Source organism: Qipengyuania thermophila (assembly GCF_004153605.1).
GTDB classification, from domain to species: Bacteria; Pseudomonadota; Alphaproteobacteria; order Sphingomonadales; family Sphingomonadaceae; genus Qipengyuania_B; species Qipengyuania_B thermophila.
On the sequence record NZ_SDSI01000002.1, the window covers coordinates 779884 to 802210 of the forward strand.

18 protein-coding genes and 1 tRNA gene are annotated in these 22327 nt (G+C 67.3%); 10 read left to right on the forward strand and 9 right to left on the reverse strand.

Translation table 11 applies throughout. The features are described from left to right. Positions 1-181 precede the first annotated feature (181 nt). On the reverse strand, positions 182-1177 hold the full coding sequence (locus ETO60_RS08045; RefSeq protein WP_130004404.1) for an N-formylglutamate amidohydrolase: 996 nt from the start codon (positions 1175-1177) through the stop codon (positions 182-184). Between the two features lie 109 nt (positions 1178-1286). Here ETO60_RS08045 and cpdR point away from each other — a divergent pair, with 109 nt between their 5' ends. The 4 genes from cpdR to ETO60_RS08065 all read left to right on the forward strand — a co-directional run bounded on the left by cpdR (position 1287) and on the right by ETO60_RS08065 (position 4933). Continuing rightward, positions 1287-1676, forward strand: a complete 390-nt coding sequence (gene cpdR / locus ETO60_RS08050; RefSeq protein WP_130004405.1) for a cell cycle two-component system response regulator CpdR — start codon at positions 1287-1289, stop codon at positions 1674-1676. A 112-nt stretch (positions 1677-1788) separates the two neighbouring features. Further along, positions 1789-1863, forward strand: a tRNA-Val gene (locus ETO60_RS08055). Between the two features lie 140 nt (positions 1864-2003). Continuing rightward, positions 2004-3224, forward strand: a complete 1221-nt coding sequence (locus ETO60_RS08060) for an NADP-dependent isocitrate dehydrogenase (protein ID WP_130004406.1) — start codon at positions 2004-2006, stop codon at positions 3222-3224. 83 nt (positions 3225-3307) lie between these two features. Continuing rightward, positions 3308-4933, forward strand: a complete 1626-nt coding sequence (locus tag ETO60_RS08065) for a bifunctional GNAT family N-acetyltransferase/carbon-nitrogen hydrolase family protein (RefSeq protein ID WP_130004407.1) — start codon at positions 3308-3310, stop codon at positions 4931-4933. Here the strand turns inward: ETO60_RS08065 and putP are convergent. Then, complete coding sequence (gene putP, locus ETO60_RS08070) at positions 4912-6378, reverse strand: sodium/proline symporter PutP (protein WP_315850276.1); 1467 nt, start codon at positions 6376-6378, stop codon at positions 4912-4914. The two genes, ETO60_RS08065 and putP, sit on opposite strands and share 22 nt — an antisense overlap. Positions 6379-6486: 108 nt before the next feature. On the opposite strand from putP, the gene ETO60_RS08075 reads away from it, so the two are divergent. Then, positions 6487-6666: a hypothetical protein gene (locus ETO60_RS08075; protein ID WP_130004409.1), complete on the forward strand. Its 180-nt coding sequence runs from the start codon at positions 6487-6489 to the stop codon at positions 6664-6666. 42 nt (positions 6667-6708) lie between these two features. On the opposite strand, the gene alaS is transcribed toward ETO60_RS08075, so the two are convergent. The 6 genes from alaS to dapA all read right to left on the reverse strand — a co-directional run bounded on the left by alaS (position 6709) and on the right by dapA (position 15344). After that, complete coding sequence (gene alaS / locus ETO60_RS08080; RefSeq protein ID WP_130004410.1) at positions 6709-9381, reverse strand: alanine--tRNA ligase; 2673 nt, start codon at positions 9379-9381, stop codon at positions 6709-6711. Between the two features lie 149 nt (positions 9382-9530). Further along, positions 9531-10607, reverse strand: a complete 1077-nt coding sequence (recA, locus tag ETO60_RS08085) for a recombinase RecA (RefSeq protein ID WP_130004699.1) — start codon at positions 10605-10607, stop codon at positions 9531-9533. 122 nt (positions 10608-10729) lie between these two features. Continuing rightward, positions 10730-13225 carry a response regulator gene (locus ETO60_RS08090; RefSeq protein WP_130004411.1) on the reverse strand — a complete coding sequence of 832 codons (2496 nt, stop codon included), beginning with the start codon at positions 13223-13225 and terminating at the stop codon, positions 10730-10732. Next, a complete protein-coding gene (locus tag ETO60_RS08095; RefSeq protein ID WP_315850277.1) occupies positions 13218-13841 on the reverse strand; it encodes a DUF2062 domain-containing protein in 624 nt (207 codons plus the stop codon). Before ETO60_RS08095 ends, ETO60_RS08090 begins: the two co-directional genes overlap by 8 nt. A gap of 87 nt (positions 13842-13928) precedes the next feature. Next, positions 13929-14411: an SsrA-binding protein SmpB gene (smpB, locus tag ETO60_RS08100; protein ID WP_130004412.1), complete on the reverse strand. Its 483-nt coding sequence runs from the start codon at positions 14409-14411 to the stop codon at positions 13929-13931. Positions 14412-14462: 51 nt separating this feature from the next. Beyond that, positions 14463-15344 carry a 4-hydroxy-tetrahydrodipicolinate synthase gene (dapA, locus tag ETO60_RS08105; RefSeq protein ID WP_130004413.1) on the reverse strand — a complete coding sequence of 294 codons (882 nt, stop codon included), beginning with the start codon at positions 15342-15344 and terminating at the stop codon, positions 14463-14465. Between the two features lie 88 nt (positions 15345-15432). Between dapA and ETO60_RS08110 the strand changes: the two genes are divergently transcribed. Both ETO60_RS08110 and ETO60_RS08115 read left to right on the forward strand, forming a co-directional pair. Further along, positions 15433-17433: a lytic transglycosylase domain-containing protein gene (locus tag ETO60_RS08110; protein WP_234026392.1), complete on the forward strand. Its 2001-nt coding sequence runs from the start codon at positions 15433-15435 to the stop codon at positions 17431-17433. 19 nt (positions 17434-17452) lie between these two features. Then, positions 17453-17971 (forward strand): hypothetical protein, encoded by a 519-nt coding sequence (locus tag ETO60_RS08115; RefSeq protein WP_130004414.1) that lies wholly within the window; start codon positions 17453-17455, stop codon positions 17969-17971. A 46-nt stretch (positions 17972-18017) separates the two neighbouring features. On the opposite strand, the gene ETO60_RS08120 is transcribed toward ETO60_RS08115, so the two are convergent. Then, positions 18018-18689, reverse strand: coding sequence for an outer membrane protein (locus ETO60_RS08120; protein ID WP_130004415.1), 672 nt, complete (start codon positions 18687-18689; stop codon positions 18018-18020). Positions 18690-18908: 219 nt separating this feature from the next. Here ETO60_RS08120 and rlmN point away from each other — a divergent pair, with 219 nt between their 5' ends. The 3 genes from rlmN (at position 18909) to ETO60_RS08135 (ending at position 22283) form a co-directional block, all read left to right on the forward strand. After that, on the forward strand, positions 18909-20150 hold the full coding sequence (gene rlmN, locus ETO60_RS08125) for a 23S rRNA (adenine(2503)-C(2))-methyltransferase RlmN (RefSeq protein WP_130004416.1): 1242 nt from the start codon (positions 18909-18911) through the stop codon (positions 20148-20150). A 63-nt stretch (positions 20151-20213) separates the two neighbouring features. Beyond that, positions 20214-20996 carry an SDR family oxidoreductase gene (locus ETO60_RS08130; RefSeq protein ID WP_130004417.1) on the forward strand — a complete coding sequence of 261 codons (783 nt, stop codon included), beginning with the start codon at positions 20214-20216 and terminating at the stop codon, positions 20994-20996. 39 nt (positions 20997-21035) lie between these two features. Continuing rightward, complete coding sequence (locus tag ETO60_RS08135) at positions 21036-22283, forward strand: class I SAM-dependent methyltransferase (protein WP_130004418.1); 1248 nt, start codon at positions 21036-21038, stop codon at positions 22281-22283. The last annotated feature ends 44 nt before the right edge of the window (positions 22284-22327 follow it).

Below are 22327 nucleotides of genomic sequence, written 5' to 3' on the forward strand. Positions count from 1 at the left end.
CATGCGGGTCTCGAAACGAGGCCAGAGCGGGTCTTGAAACCGGGCCAACGCACCCCATTTCGAGGATGCCAAGCGGCGCTTTCCCCCCCTCATGGCCCGCTTGGCTGGTGCAATTCTTTGCACCTCCTCCCTGAACCTCGACCACCTCGTGCCGCGTGCACGAGGTGGATTTTTATGCGCCCTACTCCGCTGCGGCCGCGTGCGTCCATGAAGGCGGGGCGTCCTTGCTGGCGATCAACGCGGACGCGAGACCAAGCACAAGTTGCTCGAGCGCTCGAACGACGCTGTCGGCGCCCGTGCCGAGTTCGCGCAGCGACTGATCGAGGTAGAGGCTGCGGCACACCTCCACCTGCACGGCGTGGATGCCATGCCGCGGCGCTGCCTGGCGGTCGAGAATGTATCCTCCGGCATAGGGCAAATTGTGCGCGACCGCCTGATGGCGGCCGAGGACGCGCAAGGCGGTTGCGCTAAGGTGCGCGGCGCAGCTGCGGCCGAACCGGTCTCCGATGACGAAGCGGGGCGTGCTCCCGCGCCCGGCCTGCGGGCGCAGCGGCGGCATGGAGTGGAGGTCGATCAGCAGGGCGCAGCCCCAGTGTTCGCAAAGCGCCGCGAGGTGTTGCGACAGAGCGGCCTGATATGGCGCGTGAATGTCTTCCACACGCCGGTGGTATTCGCTTATCGGAAGGGTGCGCCGCCAGATGCTGCCGACAGATGCCGCCCGGCTGGGAATGACGCCAAGACCGGTCTGAGCGCGCCTGGATACAGGGGCCGGATGGAACCGCGCCGGCGACGGGTCAGCGACAAGGCTCCAGTCCAGATCGGCGGGATCGCGGTTGAGGTCGATCATGGCGCGCGGTGCGCGCGCCATGATCACGCCGGCGCCTGTCGCGATGGCCACGCGCTCCGCCAGCCGGTCGGCCAGACGGTCTTCGAGGACGGCGCTCACGGCCGCCGGATCGCCCATGGCGTCCAGCACCGCGCGCGGATAGGCACGACCGGCGTGAGGAACCGAAAGGAGCACGGGCACGCGCGGGGCAAGTGGCCGGTGCATGACGAAGGCTGGCGCGCTGCTCGCATCGATCCGGCCGCCGCCGCATGCGGCGAAGCCCGTGAGTGCGCGGATATCCCCGCCAGGTTCCGATCCTTCGGGATTGCGCGCGGGCGAGGCTGGGTCCATCACCGAGAGCCTAGGCGAACCCGGTTGTCTGGCCAAGCGCGTCCTGTTCCTGCACAACAGGTGAGATCGGCATAGGTATTGGCAAGGCTTTGCTGCTAAGGACGCGCCCATGCCTCGACCCACACCGTTCCGCATCCTTCTGGCGGAGGATGACGCAGCCATGCGCACCTATCTCGAACGCGCGCTTGAGAATGCCGGCTACGCCGTGCAATCCGTCGATCGCGGAACCGCCGCCGTGCCGCTGCTGGAGCAGGAGCACTTCGACCTTCTGCTGTCGGACATCGTCATGCCGGAGATGGACGGCATCGAGCTCGCGCAGAAATGCAACGAGATCAGCCCGGACACAAAGGTCATGTTCATCACCGGCTTTGCCGCAGTGACGCTCAAGGCGAGCCGGGAGCAGCCGAAGGCCAAGGTGCTGTCAAAGCCGTTCCATCTTCGCGACCTCGTGCTGGAAGTGCAACGGGCCCTCGGCGGCGAGGCGCAGATGTCGCTCTGAGCGGGCGGGCGCGGCGCCTCTGCAAGCGATGCGATGAAGCAGCTTGCGCATCCGCGCACCGCTGCTTAAAGAACGCGCAATTCGGGCTTCGACGCCCGAGCGGACCCGGTGTGGGCGTATAGCTCAGTGGTAGAGCACTGTGTTGACATCGCAGGGGTCGGAAGTTCAATCCTTCCTACGCCCACCACCGCGGCCTTGCTTCGTCAATCGAGGCTTCCTTAACCCTGATCCGCTGCCAGCGTCGCCTTGCACGTCGAGGCACAGATGCTATGGCGCGCCGCAAGCGCGGCCACGCGCAGAGGTCAGATCAAGGGAAGCACTGCGTCGATGAGCAAGATCAAGGTGAGCAATCCGGTCGTCGAACTCGATGGCGACGAGATGACGCGGATCATCTGGCAGTGGATCCGCGAGCGCCTGATCCTTCCCTATCTCGACATCGACCTGCGCTACTTCGATCTTTCAATCGAGAAGCGCGACGAAACCGGCGATCAGATCACCGTCGATGCCGCAAACGCGATCAAGGAACACGGCGTCGGCGTTAAATGCGCGACGATCACTCCCGACGAGGCGCGCGTCGAGGAATTCAAGCTGCGCAAGATGTGGAAGTCGCCCAACGGCACCATCCGCAACATTCTTGGCGGAGTCGTCTTCCGCGAGCCGATCGTGATCGACAATGTGCCCCGGCTCGTGCCCGGCTGGACCGACCCGATCGTGGTCGGCCGCCATGCCTTCGGAGACCAGTACCGGGCGACGGACACGCTGGTTCCAGGACCGGGCAAGCTGCGCCTGGTCTTCGACGGCGCCAATGGCGAAAGCTTCGATCTCGACGTGTTCGATTTCCCCAGCGCCGGCGTGGCCATGGGCATGTACAACCTCGACGAGTCCATCCGCGACTTCGCCCGCGCCTCGCTGAACTACGGACTGGACCGTGGCTGGCCCGTCTACCTGTCGACCAAAAACACCATCCTCAAAGCCTATGACGGGCGGTTCAAGGACATCTTCCAAGAAGTCTACGACGCCGAATTCAAGGACGCCTTCACCGAAGCCGGCATTGTCTACGAGCACCGGCTCATCGATGACCTGGTCGCCAGCGCCCTCAAGTGGAGCGGCAAGTTCGTCTGGGCATGCAAGAACTACGACGGCGATGTGCAGTCGGACATGGTGGCGCAGGGCTTCGGCAGTTTGGGGCTGATGACGTCCGTCCTGATGACGCCGGACGGCAAGACGGTGGAGGCAGAGGCCGCCCATGGCACCGTCACCCGCCACTATCGTCAGCATCAGCAGGGCAAGTCGACCTCGACCAATCCGATCGCCTCCATCTTCGCCTGGACACGAGGCCTCATGTACCGGGGCAAGTTCGACGGCACGCCCGACGTGGTGCGGTTCGCCGAGACGCTGGAGCGGGTTTGCATCCGTTCGGTGGAGCAGGGCCACATGACCAAGGATCTCGCTCTTCTGATCGGGCCGGATCAGAACTGGCTCACGACCGAGCAGTTCTTCGAGGTCATCGTCAAAGGGCTCGAGGCCGAGATGGCCCAGTGGGCGTGACCGATCCCCGGTGACACCGTGGCAAGGTGCGCCTCGCCTCGTGCATGCGCATGTGCGCGCAGCCTCGCCGTGGCGCAGCGCTGATGGCTGAGACGCGTACCCAGCCGCGGCTTGAAGTGCGTCAGGCGCGGGCCAAGGACGCGCGCGAGATCGCCGATCTCGTCCGCCGGGTCTATGTCGATCTGCCCGCCTACACCTTGGGCGAGCTGAGGGGGCAGCTGAACAACTACCCCGAGGGCTGCTTCATCGCGAAACTCGATGGCCGGGTGGTGGGCTATTGCGCCTCCATGCGCCTCACGCGGCGGGTCGCCTTTTCCGATGCGAGCTGGAACGAGATCACCGGCAACGGGTTCGGCAGCCGGCACAATCCGACCGGCGAGTGGCTCTACGGCTACGAGATGTGCGTGGATCCCAAGGTGCGGGGTACGCGGATCGGCCGCCGCCTCTACGAGGAGCGCCGCGCGCTTGCCGAACGGCTCGACCTCGAAGGGATCGTGTTCGCCGGCCGCATGCCCAATCTGCGCCGGCACTGGCGCAAGGTGGAAAGCCCCGAGGACTACCTGGCGCAGGTGCTCGACAACAAGCTGCACGATCCGGTCCTCCGCTTCCAGCTTGCCAACGGCTTCGAACCGGACGGGATCATTGCCAACTACCTGCCGGAAGACCGGCAATCCAAAGCTTTCGCTGTTCGCATGGTCTGGCGCAATCCGTATGTCGAGGCCGACAAGCCGAAGAAACATCGTGTTCCACGCGATGTCGAAAGCGTTCGGATCGCCGCCTGCCAGCTGCAGGCAAGGGCTGTCAGCGGCTTCGACGAATTCATGCGCCACATCGAGTATTTCGTCGACGTGGCCAGCGACTACGAAGCGGACTTCATCGTCTTTCCCGAACTTTTCACGCTGATGCTGCTGTCGGCGGAGGAACGGGAACTCACTCCGATGGAGGCCATCGAGACGCTGTCGGCGTACACGCCGCGCATCCGCAGCCGGCTGAGCGAGATGGCGTTGAGCTACAACATCAACATCATCGGCGGCTCCCATCCCACGCGGATGGAGGATGGCGACATCCACAATGTCGCCTATGTGTGCCTGCGCGACGGATCCATCCATGCGCAGGAGAAGATCCACCCCACCCCGAACGAAGCCTACTGGTGGAACATCAAGGGAGGGGACTCGATCGACGCCATCCCCACCGACTGTGGTCCGATCGGCGTGCTCATCTGCTACGACAGCGAGTTTCCCGAACTAGCACGACGGCTCGTGGACGAAGGCGCGCGGATCATCTTCGTTCCCTTCTGCACCGACAGCCGCCAAGGGTACATGCGGGTTCGCTATTGCACCCAGGCCCGCGCGATCGAGAACCAGTGCTTCACGGTCATGGCCGGCAATGTCGGCAACCTGCCTGGCGTTGCCAACATGGACATCCAATATGCGCAGAGCTGCATCCTGACGCCCTGCGACTTCCCGTTCGCGCGCGACGGCATCGCCGCCGAGGCGTCGGAAAATGTCGAGACGCTCACCATCAGCGACGTGAACCTCGCCGACCTTGCCTGGGCGCGAGCGGAGGGCACCGTCCAGAACCTCGCGGACCGCCGGTTCGATCTGTATCGCATCCGCTGGGACCGGCGCGTGGGTCAGGCGACAGGGGGCGGTGAGGACAAGCAGCCGACCGCCCAGCCGCGCGGCCCTCACACTCCCGGTGGCGGCTGAACACGCGGCTCCGTCGTCCGCGTGAGGCGGCTAACAACCATCGCTGCGAGAAGTCCCGCGACAAACCCCGGCACGATTTCGTACAGGCCGGGACCGTCTCCGATGGCTCGATTCCAGCCCGCCGCCAGCCACAGGATGACCGTTCCCGCTCCGGCCAGCAGGCCCGCCACCGCCCCCGCCCCATTCATGCCGCGCCACGTCAGGGTCAGCAGGATGACCGGCCCGAAGCTGGCGCCAAAGCCCGCCCACGCGCTTGCGACCATGGTGAGCACGGCGCTGTTCGGATCGGCGGCGACGAGCAGCGCCGCAACCGTCACCAGCACCACGGCAACGCGACTTACGAACACCGCCTCCCTCTCTGCCACGGGCCGGCGCAGGAAAAGGCGGTAGCAATCTTCCGTGAGCGAACTTGCTGCGACGAGGAGCTGGGAGCTGACCGTGCTCATGATCGCCGCCAGCAACGCCGCCAGCAGCAGTCCGGCGACGAAGGGGCTGAACAGGTTCTGCGCGAGATGGATGAAGATCGTTTCCGGGTCGGCCAGCGACATCCCGCGCGCCTCGACAAACCCCCGGCCCAGTATGCCGACGCCGATGGCGCCCAGCAGGCACAGCAGCATCCAGCCCATGCCAATGCGGCGCGCCGTCGCCACCTCCGCCGCCGAGCGGATGGTCATGAAGCGCACAATGATGTGCGGCTGACCGAAATAGCCCAGCCCCCAGCTTACGGCCGAAATCAGACCCAGCGCCGTCAGATTGCCGGTCAGGTCGAGGTAGCCGGGATCGACCGCGCGCAAGCCGTCTCGCGCCAGGGCGTCGTCACCCAGCAGAAGAACCAGCGGCATCGCAACCAGTGCCAGCACCATGATCGTGCCTTGCACGAAATCGGTGACGCTGACAGCCAGAAACCCTCCCGCCACCGTATACGCCACGACCACCAGCGCGACGAAGCCGAGGCCTGCCGCATAGGGCTGAAGCCCCAGAGCCGCCGCGGGTGCGGCAAAGCTCGTCTCGAACAGCTTGCCGCCGCCCACGAAGCCCGCGCCTGTGTAGAGCGTGAAGAACACGACGATCACCGCGGCACTGACAAGGCGCAGCACCGTCTGCCGCTCGGGAAAGCGGTTGCCGAGAAACTGCGGGATGGTGAGCGCGTCGCCGTGCGCGATCGTCTGCTGCCGCAGACGCGGGGCCACCACCAGCCAGTTGACATAAGCGCCGGCAACAAGCCCGATGGCGATCCACGCCTCGACCAGACCCGCGGCGTAAAGAGCACCCGGCAGGCCGAGCAGCAGCCAGCCTGACATGTCCGACGCACCGGCGGACAGAGCCGCCACCGACGGGCGCAATCCGCGCCCCGCCAGAAGATACCCGGCGCTGCCCGTTTGCGCCGTGCGGCTCGCCCACACCCCGATGGCCAGCATGACCGCGGTGTAAAGGGTCAGCGCCACTATGGTCCCGGTTTGCACGCTCTGTCCCTCCCCGCCCATGTGTTCTGTCGTTCAGCGTCGCCGGCACAAAATCCGTATGCGGATCGTTGGTGGCGCAAGGAGATCATCATGACCGACACCTCCAAGGGCAAGCCCGACCCCGCTGACGAAAAGTTCAAGCCGCAGAACGTCACCGAGCCTCAGCATGGCGGCGATCATCAGACCCGCCATCCCGCGGACACCAAGGGCATCAATGTCGCCAAGGGGAGCCACGGCGACAACCTGCGACGATCCACCGGCGATCGTTGAGGTGTCGGGCGGCCGCGGCGCAGTTCCCGCGCAGCCGCCGACTCAGCCAAGCTGCTCCGCAAGCGCCGCTCGGACCGCCTCGAGCGCCTCGCCGGCACGTGCGCCGTCCGGGCCCCCGCCCTGCGCCACGCCCCCGCGGCCGCCTCCGCCCGTGCCGCCGAGCACCTCCACCGCCGCGCGGACGAGATGGACCGCGTCGACCTGCTGGAGGAGCGTCTCTCCCACCCCGACAGCCACGGTTGCGCGCCCGTCGAACACGGTGACGAGCGCGGCAACGCCCTGTGGCACAGCCTTGCGCTCCTGTTCAAGAAGCGGGCGCAGCTCACGCGGGTCCAGCCCGTTCAGCACCCGGCCGAGGAACGGGACGCCGGCCACCGGCTCTGAAACTGCCGCGTCCGCTGCGCCGTTTCTTGCCGCTCCGCCAGCCATGGCCAGCTCGCGTTTCGCGGCCGCAAGCTCGCGCTCTAGGCGCCGCTTGTCCTCGATCAAGGCCGTGACCCGGTCGACGGCCTCTTCAGGCGTGGTGCGAACCATTCCTGCAATGGCGCGGGCGATGCTGTCGCGATCGACGAGCCACTGGCGGGCAGCCTCGCCCGTCAGCGCCTCGATCCGGCGGACTCCGGCAGCGACCGCGCCTTCGGAGATGATCTTGAACAGGGCAATGTCGCCGGTGGCTCTGACATGCGTGCCTCCACACAGCTCGACCGAATAGGAGCGCCCGCCCTCCGCGGCACGTCCCATCGACAGGACGCGCACCTCGTCACCATACTTCTCGCCGAACAGCGCCAAGGCGCCTGCCGCAAGCGCCTCGTCATGCCGCATCAGCCGCGTGTCCACCACCTCGTTGGCGCGGATCTCGGCGTTCACGTCCTGTTCGATGGCCGCGACGTCTTCGGGCGTCAGCGGACGGGGATGGGCGAAATCGAACCGCAGCCGGTCGTCCGCGACCAGCGATCCTTTCTGCGTCACGTGCTCTCCCAACCGCTTGCGCAGCGCCGCGTGCAGCAGGTGGGTGGCCGAGTGGTTCGCACGGATGCGGGATCGGCGCTCGTCATCGACATGGAGCGAGACGGAGTCGCCGGTGACGATCACACCGGCATCGACGCGGCACTTGTGGATGTGGAGACGGCCGAGCGCCTTGGTCGTGTCGAGCACCGTCAGCGCCGCTCCCGCAACGGTGCGCATGGTTCCCCGGTCGCCGGCCTGTCCTCCGCTCTCGGCGTAGAACGGTGTCTGGTTGACCACGACGAGAACCTCCTCGCCCGCGCCGGCGCGTCCGACTTCCTCGCCATCTCTGACGAGTGCCTGGACCTGAGCTTCTCCGGTGTGGTTGGCGTAGCCGGTGAACTCGGTCGCGCCGACACGCTCGGCGATGTCGAACCAGATGCCGGACTCCGCCTCTTCGCCCGAACCCTTCCACGCCGCGCGGGCAGCCTGTTTCTGACGCGCCATCGCCGCGGCGAATCCGGCGTGATCGACGCCGATACCGCGGGCCCGCAGCGCATCCTCGGTGAGATCGAGCGGAAATCCGTACGTGTCGTGCAGGCGAAAGGCCGTCTCGCCGGCCAGTTCGTCACCGCTGACGAGGGTCTCCGACGCCTCGGCAAGAAGCTTCAGCCCCTTTTCGAGCGTGCGGCGGAACTGGGTCTCCTCGCGCTGGAGCACCTCCGTCGCGAGCGCCTGCGCCCGCTGAAGCTCGGGATAGGCGACGCCCATTTCCGACACCAGCGTGGGGACGAGGCGGTGGAGCAGCGGCTCGCGCGTGCCGAGCAGATGCGCATGCCGGATCGCGCGGCGCATGATGCGGCGCAGCACATAGCCACGCCCCTCGTTCGACGGCATGACGCCATCGGCGAGCAGAAAGGTGCAGGATCGCAGGTGATCGGCGATGATGCGGTGGCTCGCCCGCCCCTCACCGGCCGGATCGGTGCCGGTCAGCTCTGCCGACGCGCCGGTCAGCGCCCGGAACAGGTCGATGTCGTAATTGTCATGGACGCCCTGCATCACGGCGGCGATCCGCTCCAGCCCCATGCCGGTATCGATCGAGGGGCGTGGCAGCGGCGCACGGCTGCCGTCCGGCGCCTGATCGAACTGCATGAACACGAGGTTCCAGATCTCGACGAACCGGTCGCCGTCCTCATCGGCGCTCCCCGGAGGACCGCCGGCGATGTGTTCCCCGTGATCGTAGAAGATTTCCGAACATGGACCGCATGGACCGGTGTCGCCCATGGACCAGAAGTTGTCGGCGGTGGCGATGCGGACGATCCGGCTTTCGGGCAGGCCGGCGATCCTGCGCCACAAATCGAACGCCTCGTCGTCGGTGTGGAAGACGGTGGCCGTTAGTCGTTCGGGCGGCAGACCCCACTCGCGCGTGAGCAGGGTCCAGGCGTGGAGAATGGCCTCTTCCTTGAAATAGTCACCGAAGCTGAAATTGCCGAGCATCTCGAAGAACGTGTGATGCCGGGCGGTGTAGCCGACATTGTCGAGGTCGTTGTGCTTGCCCCCTGCCCGCACGCATTTCTGGCTGCTGGCGATGCGGGGTGCCGGCGGCGTCTCAAGCCCGGTGAACGCGTTCTTGAACGGGACCATTCCCGCATTGACGAACATCAGCGTCGGGTCGCTGAAAGGCACGAGCGGAGCCGAGGCCACCTCCGCATGTCCCGCGCTCACGAAGTAGTCGAGAAACGATCGGCGGATGTCATTGGTCGAGGTCATCGCCCGGACCTAGGCAATTGCCTTGCCAGCGGCAAGGCGCTCGAATGTTCGGATCTTGTCAGAACCGCGGAGGGCGGCAGGTGACGCCTCGCCTCGGCCGGTCCGCCGGCGCGGCAGGGCACCCGAGGCGCCGCGCCGCGCCAGCAGCCTTAACCCTCGTCGATGTCGTCGGCGCCGGGCCTCGTCATCATCTCGTCCGCAACCTCTTGCCGCTTGCCGCGGATCGCTTCCTCGATCCGGGCGGCAATCTCGGGGTTGTCGCGCAGGAAGGTCTTGGCATTTTCCCGTCCCTGGCCGATGCGCGTGCTGTCGTAGCTGAACCAGGAGCCGGACTTCTCGACCACTCCGGCCTTGACCCCGAGGTCGAGTATCTCGCCGAGCTTGGAAATCCCTTCCCCGTACATGATGTCGAACTCGACCTGCTTGAAGGGCGGAGCGACCTTGTTCTTCACGACCTTGACCCGGGTCGTGTTGCCGACGATCTCGTCGCGGTCCTTGATCTGTCCCGTGCGGCGGATGTCCAGCCGGACCGACGCGTAGAACTTGAGCGCGTTGCCCCCGGTGGTCGTTTCCGGATTGCCGTACATGACGCCAATCTTCATCCGCACCTGGTTGATGAAGATGACCATGGTGCGCGAACGGCTGATCGAGCCGGTCAGCTTCCGCAGCGCCTGGCTCATAAGGCGCGCCTGCAGACCCACATGGCTGTCGCCCATCTCGCCCTCGATCTCGGCCCGTGGAACCAAGGCGGCGACCGAGTCCACGACCAGCACGTCGATGGCATTGGACCGCACCAGCGTGTCGGTGATCTCCAGCGCCTGTTCACCCGTGTCCGGCTGCGAGACGATGAGCTCGTCGATGTCAACGCCGAGTGCCTTGGCGTAGACCGGGTCAAGCGCATGTTCGGCATCGACGAAGGCCGCCGTGCCACCATTGCGCTGCGCCTCGGCGATGGCGTGCAGCGCGAGCGTGGTCTTGCCGGAGCTTTCCGGACCGTAGATTTCGATGATCCGCCCGCGCGGCAGACCGCCGATGCCAAGGGCGATGTCGAGACCAAGAGAGCCGGTCGAGATCGCCTCGATCTGCATCGTTTCCCGGCTGCCCAGCTTCATCGCCGAACCTTTGCCGAAGGCGCGGTCGATCTGCGCCAGCGCCGCGTCCAATGCCTTCTGCCGATCCAATGCCTGTTCCTTGCTGTCCACGAGCTTCAAACCCGACGCTGCCATTGCCATGCGCTCCGTTGCTTGAACAGCGGCATCGCGCAGCTGCTCCTGACGCGCCCGTTATAAGCACCGCTGCCACGAGAACAAGAGGAGAACATCGTCAAATTCCGCTCTACCGACGTGCTTTACGCTTCGTGACCTTCGTGAGTCACCACAGTGCGGTGCGCCTTCAGCACCGCCGCCACCTTGGTGCTGATCTGCTGGACCGAGAAAGGCTTGGGGATGAAGTGCATGTCCTCGATGTCGATGTCGCGGCGCAGCTGTTCCTCGGCGTAGCCCGACATGAACAGGATGGGCAGGTGCGGCCGCACCTTGCGGATGGCTCGCGCCATGGCCGGTCCGTCGAGACCGGGCATGACGACGTCGGACAGCACCAGGTCGAATTCGCCGCCCTTCGCCACGGCGGCCAGCCCCTCCTCGCCGTCGCTGCAGGTCGTCACGATGTATCCGGCCCGCGTCAGCGCCCGTTCGGCCACGGCGCGGACCATGTCCTCGTCCTCGACGAGCAGCAGCCGCCCGCCGCCCGCCCAGGCGCTTGCCTCCTCTTCGCCTTCGCGCTCCTTGGGCGGCCGCACCGCGTCCGGCCCGTCATAGACAGGCAGGTAGATGGTGAAGCAGGCCCCGGTCGGCTCGCCGTCGGGACCGGTGATGTTCTCGCAGAAGATCCAGCCGTTCGACTGCTTGACGATGCCATAGACGGTGGACAGCCCCAGACCCGTGCCCTTCCCCTGCTCCTTGGTGGTGAAGAACGGCTCGAAGATCTTGTTGAGATGGCGTGGCGGTACGCCGCCGCCCGTGTCGCGCACCACGAGAGCGGTGAAATCGTGGCGCGGCAGCATGTCGATGCCCATCCGCTGCACGTCCGCCGCCGTCACCCGGCGGGTCGCCAGGCTGATCTTGCCGCTGCCCTCGCCGCGCGACTGGATCGCGTCGCGCGCGTTCACGACCAGATTGATGATGACCTGCTCGAGTTGCTGGGGGTCGGCGCGGACGGCGCCGAGGTTGCGGTCATGACTGACGCTGAAGACGATCCGGTCGCCCATCAGCCGTTTCAGCAACTGGCTGACCTCGCTGACCACGTCGGGCAGTTGCAGCACCTCGGGCCGCAGCGTCTGCTGGCGCGAGAATGCGAGCAGTTGCCGGGTCAGGGATGCGGCCCGGTTCGAGTTCGCCTTGATCTGCTGGATGTCGTCGTAATCGCTGTCGCCCGGGGTGTGGCGCAGCAGCATGAGGTCGCAGTACCCGATGATCGCCGTCAGCACGTTGTTGAAGTCGTGAGCGACACCTCCCGCCAGCTGCCCCACGGCCTGCATCTTTGTCGCCTGCGTCACCTGGCGACGAAGGCGCTTCTCCTCGGTCGAGTCGCTCAGCGACAGCAGCACGGCCGCCTCGCCGATCCCGCGCAGCCCGGCCAGTCCGATGGACACCGGCTCCTCCGGCTCGTTGGCCAGACGCACGGCGAGATCCCCGCTGGCGGCCGCGCCGCGCGCGTAGCGGCGCACCGCATCGGCAAGCGGTCCCTTGTCCTCCTTGATGACGAGATCCGAAGGATAGGCCGGCAAATCTCCTCCTGACCGCCCCGTGGCCCGCATGAAGGCCTTGTTGGCGAAGATGAAGCGGCCGTCGCGATCCGTCATTGCCAGACCAAGCGAAAGCGCCGACAGCAGGGCATCGAGTTGCGGGAGCGCGGCCTGCGCATTCAGCTCGAGCCCGCCGCCGATCCCCACGGCGCTGTCGATCAGCAGCATGAGCGAGGGGCTGGGCTCGTGTCCCGCAGCGTGCTCCGGCTGCGGCTCGTCGAGCGGCACGTGAACGAGTTGCTGCGGCGATCCCTGCTGTCCTTCGCGTGCGAAGAAGAGGCGGTCGCGTTCGTCCATGCGGAGCAGGCTGACGAACTCCTGCCCCGATGCGGGCGCCTTGCGATCGCCCAGCGCCCGCTCGGACAGGCCGGGCGTGCTGGCGAGGACGATCCCGTCGGCACTCACCAGCGCGATTTCGACACCGGCGCGGGAGAGCACCGTGCCGAACGACCCGGAGATCTCGCTTGCCAGGTTGTCGCCGAGGCGCTTGGGCAGCACTTCGACGAAGCGCCAGACGAGATACTCCTCGCTCCGCCCGACCCGCTCGACGCTCACGTCCCAGAAGCGGTCCCCGGCCGCATTGGCGAGACGCGGCGCCGCGCCGCGCCCCTCCCGCCACGCCAGCCTGAGCATGCCGGACAACACCTTTGTCGCCTCCTCGGAGAGGCCGAGGTGCGGCGGCGTGGCGTCCTCGCCGAACCAGTCGGTGAAGCGCCGGTTGGCGCAGGTGAGGCGATTCGCCCGGTCAATGATCGCCACCGCCTGACCCGGATCCTCAATCGCCGCGACGGTGACGGCCCAGTCCGGCGGCGCCACCGCAGGAACCTCACCCTCCTCCTGCCAGCGCGCGATGATGAGACCGATGATGACGACCACGAGGCTGGCGCCGCCGAACGCCGCGGCGACGAGCGACGACCCGGCAACCAGCCACACGAGGGCGACGCTGCACACCAGCGCCAGCAGCAGCCCGAACAGCAGTGGCACGGTGGGAATTGCGACGGAACGCCGCCTGTCCGCCGTCAGCGTCGCCGGCTCACGCATCCCCCTGGTCCCTGAGCCGGCGGTCGAGCGCCGCCTCAAGCCGCCGCAGCTGGCGCTGCCGCTTGCGCCCGACCATGACCCGCCAGATGAAGCCGGAGACGAAATAGCCGATGGCCGCACTGCCGAAGGCGAGGATGATGAACCCGAGGATCGTGACGCCGGCGACCGACGCGGCCTCGAACGCCACCGACCAGTCGTTGAGCGTCGCCAAATGGCGCAGCACCTCCATGCTCGCCGGATCCATGCGCAGGACGAAGGCGCCGACCTGATTGGCCGCATAAAGCCAGAACGGCACGGTGAACGGATTGGTGATGAACGTCGTCAGGGCGGCCAGCGGCACGTTGGCGCGAACCGGCAGCGCGAGAAAGGCGGCGAGGAAGATCTGCCCGACCGGAATGATGAACGCCGTGAACAGCCCCAGTGCCACGCCGCGCGGCACGGAACGCCGGGTGAAGCGCCACAGCTCGGGGCTGAGGAAGCGATGCGCGATAGGCGCCAGCCAGCGGTTGCGCGCCATCTCCTCGCGCGTGGGCATGTTCTCGCGCAGCCAGTCGGACAGAAAGGTCTTGGATCGCGGATCGGCCATCTTCAGCCCGTTGCCTTGCGTGCGGCGCACCGCGATTTCAAGTCGCAAGGCGGAAGCTGCGGCAAACCGTCCATGGCGCGCGCCTTGCTAGCGCCAGCGCATGACCGGGAGGTGAATTCAGCCCCTCTCGCGCATGATGCGCGCCTTGTCGCGCTGCCACTCGCGATCCTTGATGTATTCGCGCTTGTCCTGTGACTGCCGCCCCTTCGCCAGCGCAAGCTCCACCTTGGCCCGCCCGCGCCGGTTGAAGTAGATGGACAGCGGCACGAGCGTCATGCCCTTGCGCTCCGTCGCGCCGAGCAGCCGGTCGATCTCGCGCGCGTTGAGCAGCAGCTTGCGCGGGCGCCGCGGCTCGTGGTTGAAGCGGTTTCCGTGGCTGAACTCGGGGATGTTGGCGTTGACGAGAAACACCTGCCCGTCGCGCACTTCGGCGAAGCTTTCGGTGATCGACGCCTCGCCCGCCCGCAGCGCCTTCACTTCCGTCCCCTGCAGCGCCAGCCCGGCCTCGAAGCGGTCTTCGATGGCGTAGTCGAACCGCGCGCGGCGGTTTTCCGCCACGACCTTCTGCTTGTCGAACGTTTCGGGTTTGGGACGGGCCATCAGGGGGCGCGCTCTACGCCCAGTTCGGCGCGCCAGCAAGGCGCCGCCTGATCACGCCAGTCCGGCATGCGCCAGCGCCGCGTCGACCGCCTGCCGCGCCCGGTCGCTGGCCCGGCAGAGCGGCAGACGCACCTCGTCCGAGAGCCATGAGTGGACGCGGGTCAGCGCGTATTTGACCGGTGCGGGACTGGCGTCCTCGAACATCGCGTAATGCAGCGGATACAGCCGGTCGTTCAGCTCGCGCGCGCGCACGAGGTCGTTTTCCGCACAAGCCTGCTGAAATTCGGCGCACAGCGCCGGAGCGACGTTTGCGGTCACCGAGATGCATCCCACTCCCCCCGCCGCGTTGAACGGCAGCGCCAGCTCGTCATCGCCGGAAAGCTGGCAGAAGGCGTCCGACAGGCCCATCCGGTGATCCGTGACGCGCGACAGGTCGCCGCTGGCGTCCTTGATGCCGATGATCTGCGCGGGAAAGCGCCGCGCAAGCTCGCACACCGTCTCGGGCTCGATGTCGGTCACGGTGCGACCCGGCACGTTGTATAGCACGATCGGCAGGTCGCAGTGCTCTGCCAGGTAGCTGAAATGGGCCAGAAGACCGGCCTGGCTCGGGCGGTTGTAATAGGGTGCCACGCACAGCGCCGCCGCCGCCCCGGCCTTCTTGGAAAAGTTCATGTGAAGGAGCGCATTGCGCGTGTCGTTGGATCCGCAGCCGGCGATGACCGGCACACGACCGGCCGCCTGCTCGATGCACAGCTCGATGATGCGGTGATGTTCGGCATTCGACAGCGTCGATGCCTCGCCCGTGGTGCCGCACGGGACCAGCGCGCTCGAGCCTTGCTCGATCTGCCAGTCGACAATGCGCCGGAACGCTGCCTCGTCGAGAGCTCCGTCGCGGAAAGGCGTGACGAGCGCGGGAATTGAGCCACCGAACATGAAGGGTGATCCTTGCTTGCGAAGCGGTCCGCGCGGGTGCATCCTCGCGGTGTGCCATTCAGCGGGTGATAAGGAGCAAGGCTGCACGATGTCCAGCATGCACCATCAGCTTTCCTCGCGCCGCCTTTCGGGCGCAGCCCTGCTGGCCGCCACCGTGCTCGCCGGCATTCCTGTCAGCTCCGCCGCCCAGATGAGCGGATCGGCAGTCACGGCCAGTCCGCAGGAGTGGGACCGCGCGCGCGCCGACATGGTGGCGCGGCAGTCCGGCCCCATGCGCGGCGCCATCACCCGCTGGGAGCAGCTCAACGGCACGGACGGCTTGTCTTTCGATGATTACGCCGGGTTCATCCTCACCTATCCGGGCTTTCCCCAGGAACAGCGGATGCGCACGCGGGCCGAGAATGCGCTCGCCCGCCAGGCGGCGTCGCCGGCAAGTGTCGCGTCCTTCTTCGACCGCTACCCGCCGCTGACCAACAACGGACGGGCGCGGCATGCGCTTGCGCTGCAGGCTCTGGGAAGGCCGGACGCGGTGGACGCGGCGCGGGCGGCGTGGCGCGCCGGAACGCTGGACCCCGCGCTCGAGGGGGCCATTCTCACCCAGTTCGGCGGGCGCTTCGGCCCCGAGGACCATGCCGAGCGGCTTGATGCGCTGCTCTGGCAGGGCGACCCCGTTGCGGCCCGGCGGCAGTCAGTCCTCGTTCCCGCTTCCGGCGGAGGAGTGCTGGCCGCGCGGCTTAGTCTCGTCGAAGGGCGCGACCCGTCGGCCATGGGGATCATGGTCCCTGCCGAGGCGATGATCGATCCGGGCTATGTCTTCAATCTGGTGCGGGCGCACCGGGCGGCGAACCGGCCGTTTGAGGCGGCGGCGGCACTCGTCAGTCGCGGCACGTTCAGAACGCCCGCGCGCGATCCCGAGGCATTCGTGGGCGAGATGCTGCGTGTCGCGCGCGCGGCCGGCGCCCGCCAGGCGGCGCAGATTGCCGGGCGCGTGGACGATCTGTTCGCTCCAGGCACGGACATCAGCCGCCAGTCGTTCCGCCTGCGGGACGATTACACCTCGCTGATGTGGCTCGGCGGGACGCAGGCCTTGTGGAACCTCGGCGACGGGGCGGCTGCCGCGCCGCTGTTCTACCGCTACGGTGCGGCGGCGCAGACGCCCCAGACGCGCACCAAGGGGTTTTACTGGGCTGGCCGTGCTGCGGCACGCGCCGGACAGTCGGCAGAAGCGCAGCGGCATTACGAACTCGCAGCCGCGCATCCCGACCGTTTCTACGGCCAGCTGTCGCTGCAGCGGCTCGGCCGAAGCCTGCCGCCGCTCGACCGTACCCTCCCTCCGCAGCCAAGCGACGCGGCGCGCGCGGCGTTCAGGCAGGCGCCCCTGACCCTGGCGGTCGCCGAGGTCGCGCGGGATGCGCCATGGAATGTCGGCGTCCAGTTCTACCGGGCCATGGCGGAGCGCGCCGTCACCGCGGAGGACAAAGCGCTGGTGGCCGAATTCGCGCGCGAGATCGGCCGGCGCGACCTGGCGGTCATCCTGGCCGACGCAGCCGGCGCCAAGGGTCTCGACCAGTTCGTCGCGCAAGGTTTCCCGACACTGTCCACTCCGGCCGGCACGTACTGGACCATGGTCCACGCCATCGCCCGCCAGGAAAGCCAGTTCGCGCAGAACGCCATCAGCCATGCCGGAGCGCGCGGCCTGATGCAGCTCATGCCGGGCACGGCGCGGGAACAGGCCGAGCGGACCGGGATGACCTATCTGGCAGCCGACCTCCTCGGGTCGCCTGACTACAACATCCGGCTCGGCGACGGCTATTTCCAGCGGATGCTCGCCAATTACGGCGGTTCGTACGTCCTCGCCGTGGCCGCATACAACGCGGGTCCGGGCAACGTGAACCGCTGGCTGCGCGCCAACGGCGATCCGCGAACCGGGGCCGTCGACTGGATCGACTGGATCGAGCGGATTCCCTTCACCGAAACCCGAACCTATGTGCATCGGGTGCTGGAGAATGCGGTGGTCTACGAACATCTGCACCCCGACCGGGCAAGAGTGCCGGGACGTCCGCGCATGCTCGACGGCTTCCTGCGCTGACGCTGCGGCGCGGTCCGTGATGACGCCTGCCGCACGCGCAGTGCTGTGGCCTGCGCTTCTGCTCGCCTGCATCCCCGCGAGCGGAGCCGCCGCGCAGCCAAGGCAGAGCCTTGGCACCTTCGGCGAATGGGGTGCATTTGCGGATGCACGCGCCGGCACCTGCTACGCGATCGCAATGGCGCGTCCCGATCCGCGTGCGCGCGAGCGGCAGCCTTACGCCACCGTGTCGGTGTGGCCGGAGCGGGGCATTTCGGGACAAGTGTTCTGGCAGCTGGCGCGCACGGCGCGTCCGGGATCGTACGCCACGGCCCAGATCGGCACGCGCAGGTTTGCTCTCGCGCTGCGCGGAGCCGATGCCTGGCTGCTCCGGCCTGACGAGGAACCCGCGTTTCGCGCGGCTCTGCGCGGCGCGCGGTCGATGACCGTCTCGTACCGCGACACGAACGGGCGGTTCTACACGGAACGCTACGCGCTTGATGGCGCGCCGAGCGCGATGGATGCGGCGCAGCTTGGCTGCATGGGCAAGCGCGTCTCTTGAAGGCAAGGCGAAAGGAGCGGGACGCGAGCGCCCCGCTCCTTGCGGATCAGAAGCGGATGCCGAAGCCCGCGACGATCTGGTGACGGTCGAGATCGATGTCGAACCGGTCCGAGGCGGTGTTCCGCCCAAAGTCGACCTCGGCGCGCGAGTAGTTCGAGTACCGGTACTCCAGCTTGGCGAAGCTGTTGCCGCTCAGCGCGTATTCGAAGCCGCCCCCGATGCGGTAGCCGTCGGCGTTCAGACGAGAGGACAGCGCCGTGCCGCCGAGGCCGGCGTTCACGTCATAGCGGGCGTTGGTGTAGCCGCCCTTGGCGTAGACCAGCAGGTCGGGCTGGGCCAGGAAACCGACACGGGCGCCCACATACAGGTCCCGCTTCGCGTTGACGTCGCCAAGACCGGCGTTTTCGATGCCCGTCAGGGTCCGCTCGGACTTCGCGGTCGATCCGGTCAGTTCCGCCTCGGCACCGATCACGGCGCCGCCGATGCCAAGGTCATAGCCGATGGCGCCACCATACATCACGCCCTCGAACGAGCGGTCGTCGGCCGTGCCGGTGTTCACGGTGCTGCCGGCCTTGTTGATGTCGTAGCCCACGAGCGCCTCGACGCGCGGACCCGTGAAGGTGGGGTTCACCTGTGTCTGCGCCGCCGCAGGTGCGGCAAGGGCGAAAAGGGCAGCCGATCCCGTCAGAGCGGAGAGAGCAGCAATACGAATGGTCATAACATCTCCATGTATTTTCGCGGTGCGACCCGCTTGGACGATGGAAACGGAAGCCATCCTGAACTGTTTCATGAACACAACACAACAGGCCAACTGTTGTCGAAATGCTACAGTTTTGGTCATGTGTGGTTCATCAACTCAAACTGTCACGGAAGAACGACGCGATCGCGCGATGCGCGTTTTGCCCGTCGAGGCATTTTCCACTATAGGCACCCTGTCATGACCCACAGCCTGATGATGCCGCCCCCCGGACTGATCGATCCGGTCCCAGTCCCGCGCCCTGCTGCGGATGAAGGGGCCGCGCGCCTCGACCTGCTTGGCCGGAGCCGCGGGGACATCGCGGCGCTGTTTGCGGAAGCGGGTCTTGATGCGCGCCAGGCACGCCTTCGTTCCCGCCAGGTGTTCCACTGGATCTACCATCGCGGCGAAACGGATTTCGAGGCGATGACCGACATCGCCAAGGCCATGCGCCCCTGGCTCGCCGAACGGTTCGTCGTCGGACGCCCGCACGTGGTGGAGTCGCAGCATTCGCGCGACGGCACCCGCAAGTGGCTGCTGCAGACAGCCGACGGGCACGATTTCGAAATGGTGTTCATCCCGGACGCGGACCGGGGCACCTTGTGCGTGTCCAGTCAGGTCGGCTGCACGCTGAACTGCCGGTTCTGCCACACCGGAACCATGCGGCTCGTGCGCAATCTGACCGCTGCCGAGATCGTCGGCCAGGTCATGCTGGCACGCGATGCGCTGGGCGAGTGGCCGCGCGGCAACGGCACCATGGCCGGTCTCGATACGGACGAAAGCGCCGGGCACTACACGTCCGATGGCCGGCTGCTCACCAACATCGTGATGATGGGCATGGGCGAACCGCTCTACAATTTCGACAATGTCCGCGACGCCCTGAACGTGATCATGGACGGCGACGGGCTCGCGCTGTCGAAGCGCCGGATCACGCTCTCGACGAGCGGCGTCGTGCCGATGATGCAGCGCTGCGGCGAGGAGATCGGCGTCAATCTGGCAGTGTCGCTTCACGCCGTCACCAAGGAGGTGCGCGACGAGATCGTGCCGCTGAACCGCAAGTACGGCATCGACGAACTCCTGCGCGCCTGCGCCGCCTATCCCGGCGCGTCGAACGCCCGGCGGATCACCTTCGAATACGTGATGCTGCGGGACAAGAACGACAGCGACGACGACGCGCGCGAACTGGTGCGGTTGCTGCGCGCCTACAAGCTGCCGGCGAAGGTCAACCTCATCCCGTTCAACCCGTGGCCCGGCGCGCCGTACGAGTGCTCGTCTCCCGAGCGGGTGAAGCGGTTTTCGGAAATCGTGTTCGCCGCCGGGATCAGCGCCCCGGTGCGCACGCCGAGGGGCCGCGACATCGACGCGGCCTGCGGCCAGTTGCGCACGGCCGCCGAAAAGCGCAGCCGCGCCGAACGCGACCGCGCCGCACTTGCCGCTGCCTGAGCGTGTCGCCGCGCTGCGCACCCCCGCGCCGCCCTCGTGAACGCGGCGTGTGATCGGGAGGGCATGGTGACCCGCCCTGCGGTGCTCGTCACCGGCGCCGCCCGCCGGGTCGGGAAGGCCATCGCGGAGCGGTTCGCCGCCGCAGGCTGGCACGTGGTGATCCACCACCGCACGTCTGGATCGCAGGCTGACGCTCTGGCGGCAAGGCTGCCCTCGGCGGAGACCGTCGAGTGCGACCTTGCGGACGCCGAGGCGGTGGCACGGATGGTGGCCCGGGTGGCCGAGGGATGCGAGGATTGGCGAGCCTGCGTCGCGTCGGCCTCCGTGTTCGAGGAGGACGACGTCGAGGCGTTCGATCCGCAGGTGTTCGCGCGTGCCATGGACGTCAACGCGGCGGGCGCCGTGCGCCTGTTGCAGCTCTATCTCCGCCACGCCCGCGCGGCGCCTGGCCGGCGCGCCATCGCCATCACCGATCAGAAGCTCGCCAATCCGAACCCCGATTTCTTTTCCTACACGCTCAGCAAGGCGGCGCTGGCTGCGGCCGTGCCGTTGCTGGCGATGGGCGCGGCGCGGCGGGAGGACCGAGTCTATGCTGTCGCTCCGGGCGCGATCCTGCCCAGCCATGACCAGACCGATGCCGAGGCCGAGACCTCGCATCGGCTCAACCTCCTGCGCCGCCGCACGGGAGCCGCGGAAGTGGGCGATGCGTGCGTGTTCCTGGCGCAGGGACTGGTGGCGAGTGGCGAGACGATCTTCGTCGACAGCGGGCAGCACCTGCTGCGGCAGCCGCGCGACGTGATCTACCTGGCGCGCGGCTCGCACGCTGGTCCCGCGCACAAGCGCTGAGGATGGAAAGCCGCCGCGCGCGGCTCTATGCGCACGTCCATGAGCAGGACCCTTTTTGACGCACTCATCGGCCGCACTGTTCGCCGGGGCCGGCTCGAGATCCGCCATGCCGACGGCACGATCGTCCGCTTCGGAACGGCGGCGCCCGGCTGTCCGGACGTGGCTGTCCGCTTCACCGATGCGCGCGTTCCGCGCGATATCCTGATGGATCTTGCGCTTGGCGCCGCCGAGGCCTTCATGGACGGCAGGCTCGTGATCGAGCGCGGCGATGTCATGGAGCTCGCGCAACTGCTGCGGATGAACGCCCGCTGGGACGAAGGCGGCCGCAAGCCGCGCGCCCACCCGCTCCGCCGCCTCGCCAACCGCGCCGCCTTCACGGTGGAGCAGGTCAACCGGCAGATGGGTGCGCGCAGCAATGTCGCGCATCACTACGACATCGGCAATGCGCTGTACCGGCTGATGCTCGATGCGGAGCACATGCAGTACAGCTGCGCCTACTGGCCTCGCGAGGACATGACCCTTGCCGAGGCGCAGGAGGCGAAGTTGGCCCACATCGCCGCCAAGCTGGCGTTGCGCGCCGGCGACATGGTGCTCGACATCGGCTGCGGATGGGGCGGCATGGCGATCTATCTCGCCCGCCATTTCGACGTGCGCGTGCACGGCATCACCCTGTCGGCCGAACAGCTTGCGCTGGCGCGGGAGCGGGCGGAGGAAGCGGGCGTCGCGGACCGGATCACCTTCGAGCTGATCGACTACCGCGACTTGCCGGCCCGGCAGTTCCGATACGACCGGATCGTGTCGGTCGGCATGTTCGAGCATGTCGGCCGTCCGCAGTTCGCCACGTTCTTCCGCACGTGCGCATCGTTGCTCGAGGAGGACGGGGTGATGCTGCTGCACACGATCGGCCGGATGGGTTCGCCCGGCACCACCGATGCTTTCACCCGCAAGTACATCTTCCCCGGCGGCTACATCCCTGCCTTGTCCGAGACGGTGGTCGCCAGCGAACACGTGCGCCTGATCGCGGCGGATGTGGAGACGTGGCGTCTCCACTACGCGCGCACGCTGCGGGCATGGTATGCGAACTGCCAGACGCACCGCGAGGCGATCACGGCGCTGTTCGACGAGCGGTTCTTCCGCATGTGGACCTTCTACCTTGCCGGGGCGACCGCCGCCTTCGAGAGTGGGGCCATGTGCAACTACCAGATCCAGTACGTTCGCCGGCGCGACGCCCTGCCGCTGACCCGCGACTACATGATCGAAGCCGAGCGCGCCCTCCTCGGCAGCTAGCGGATCATTGTGCCCGGCGGCTTCGGCTGTTACCTGCCCGCCGC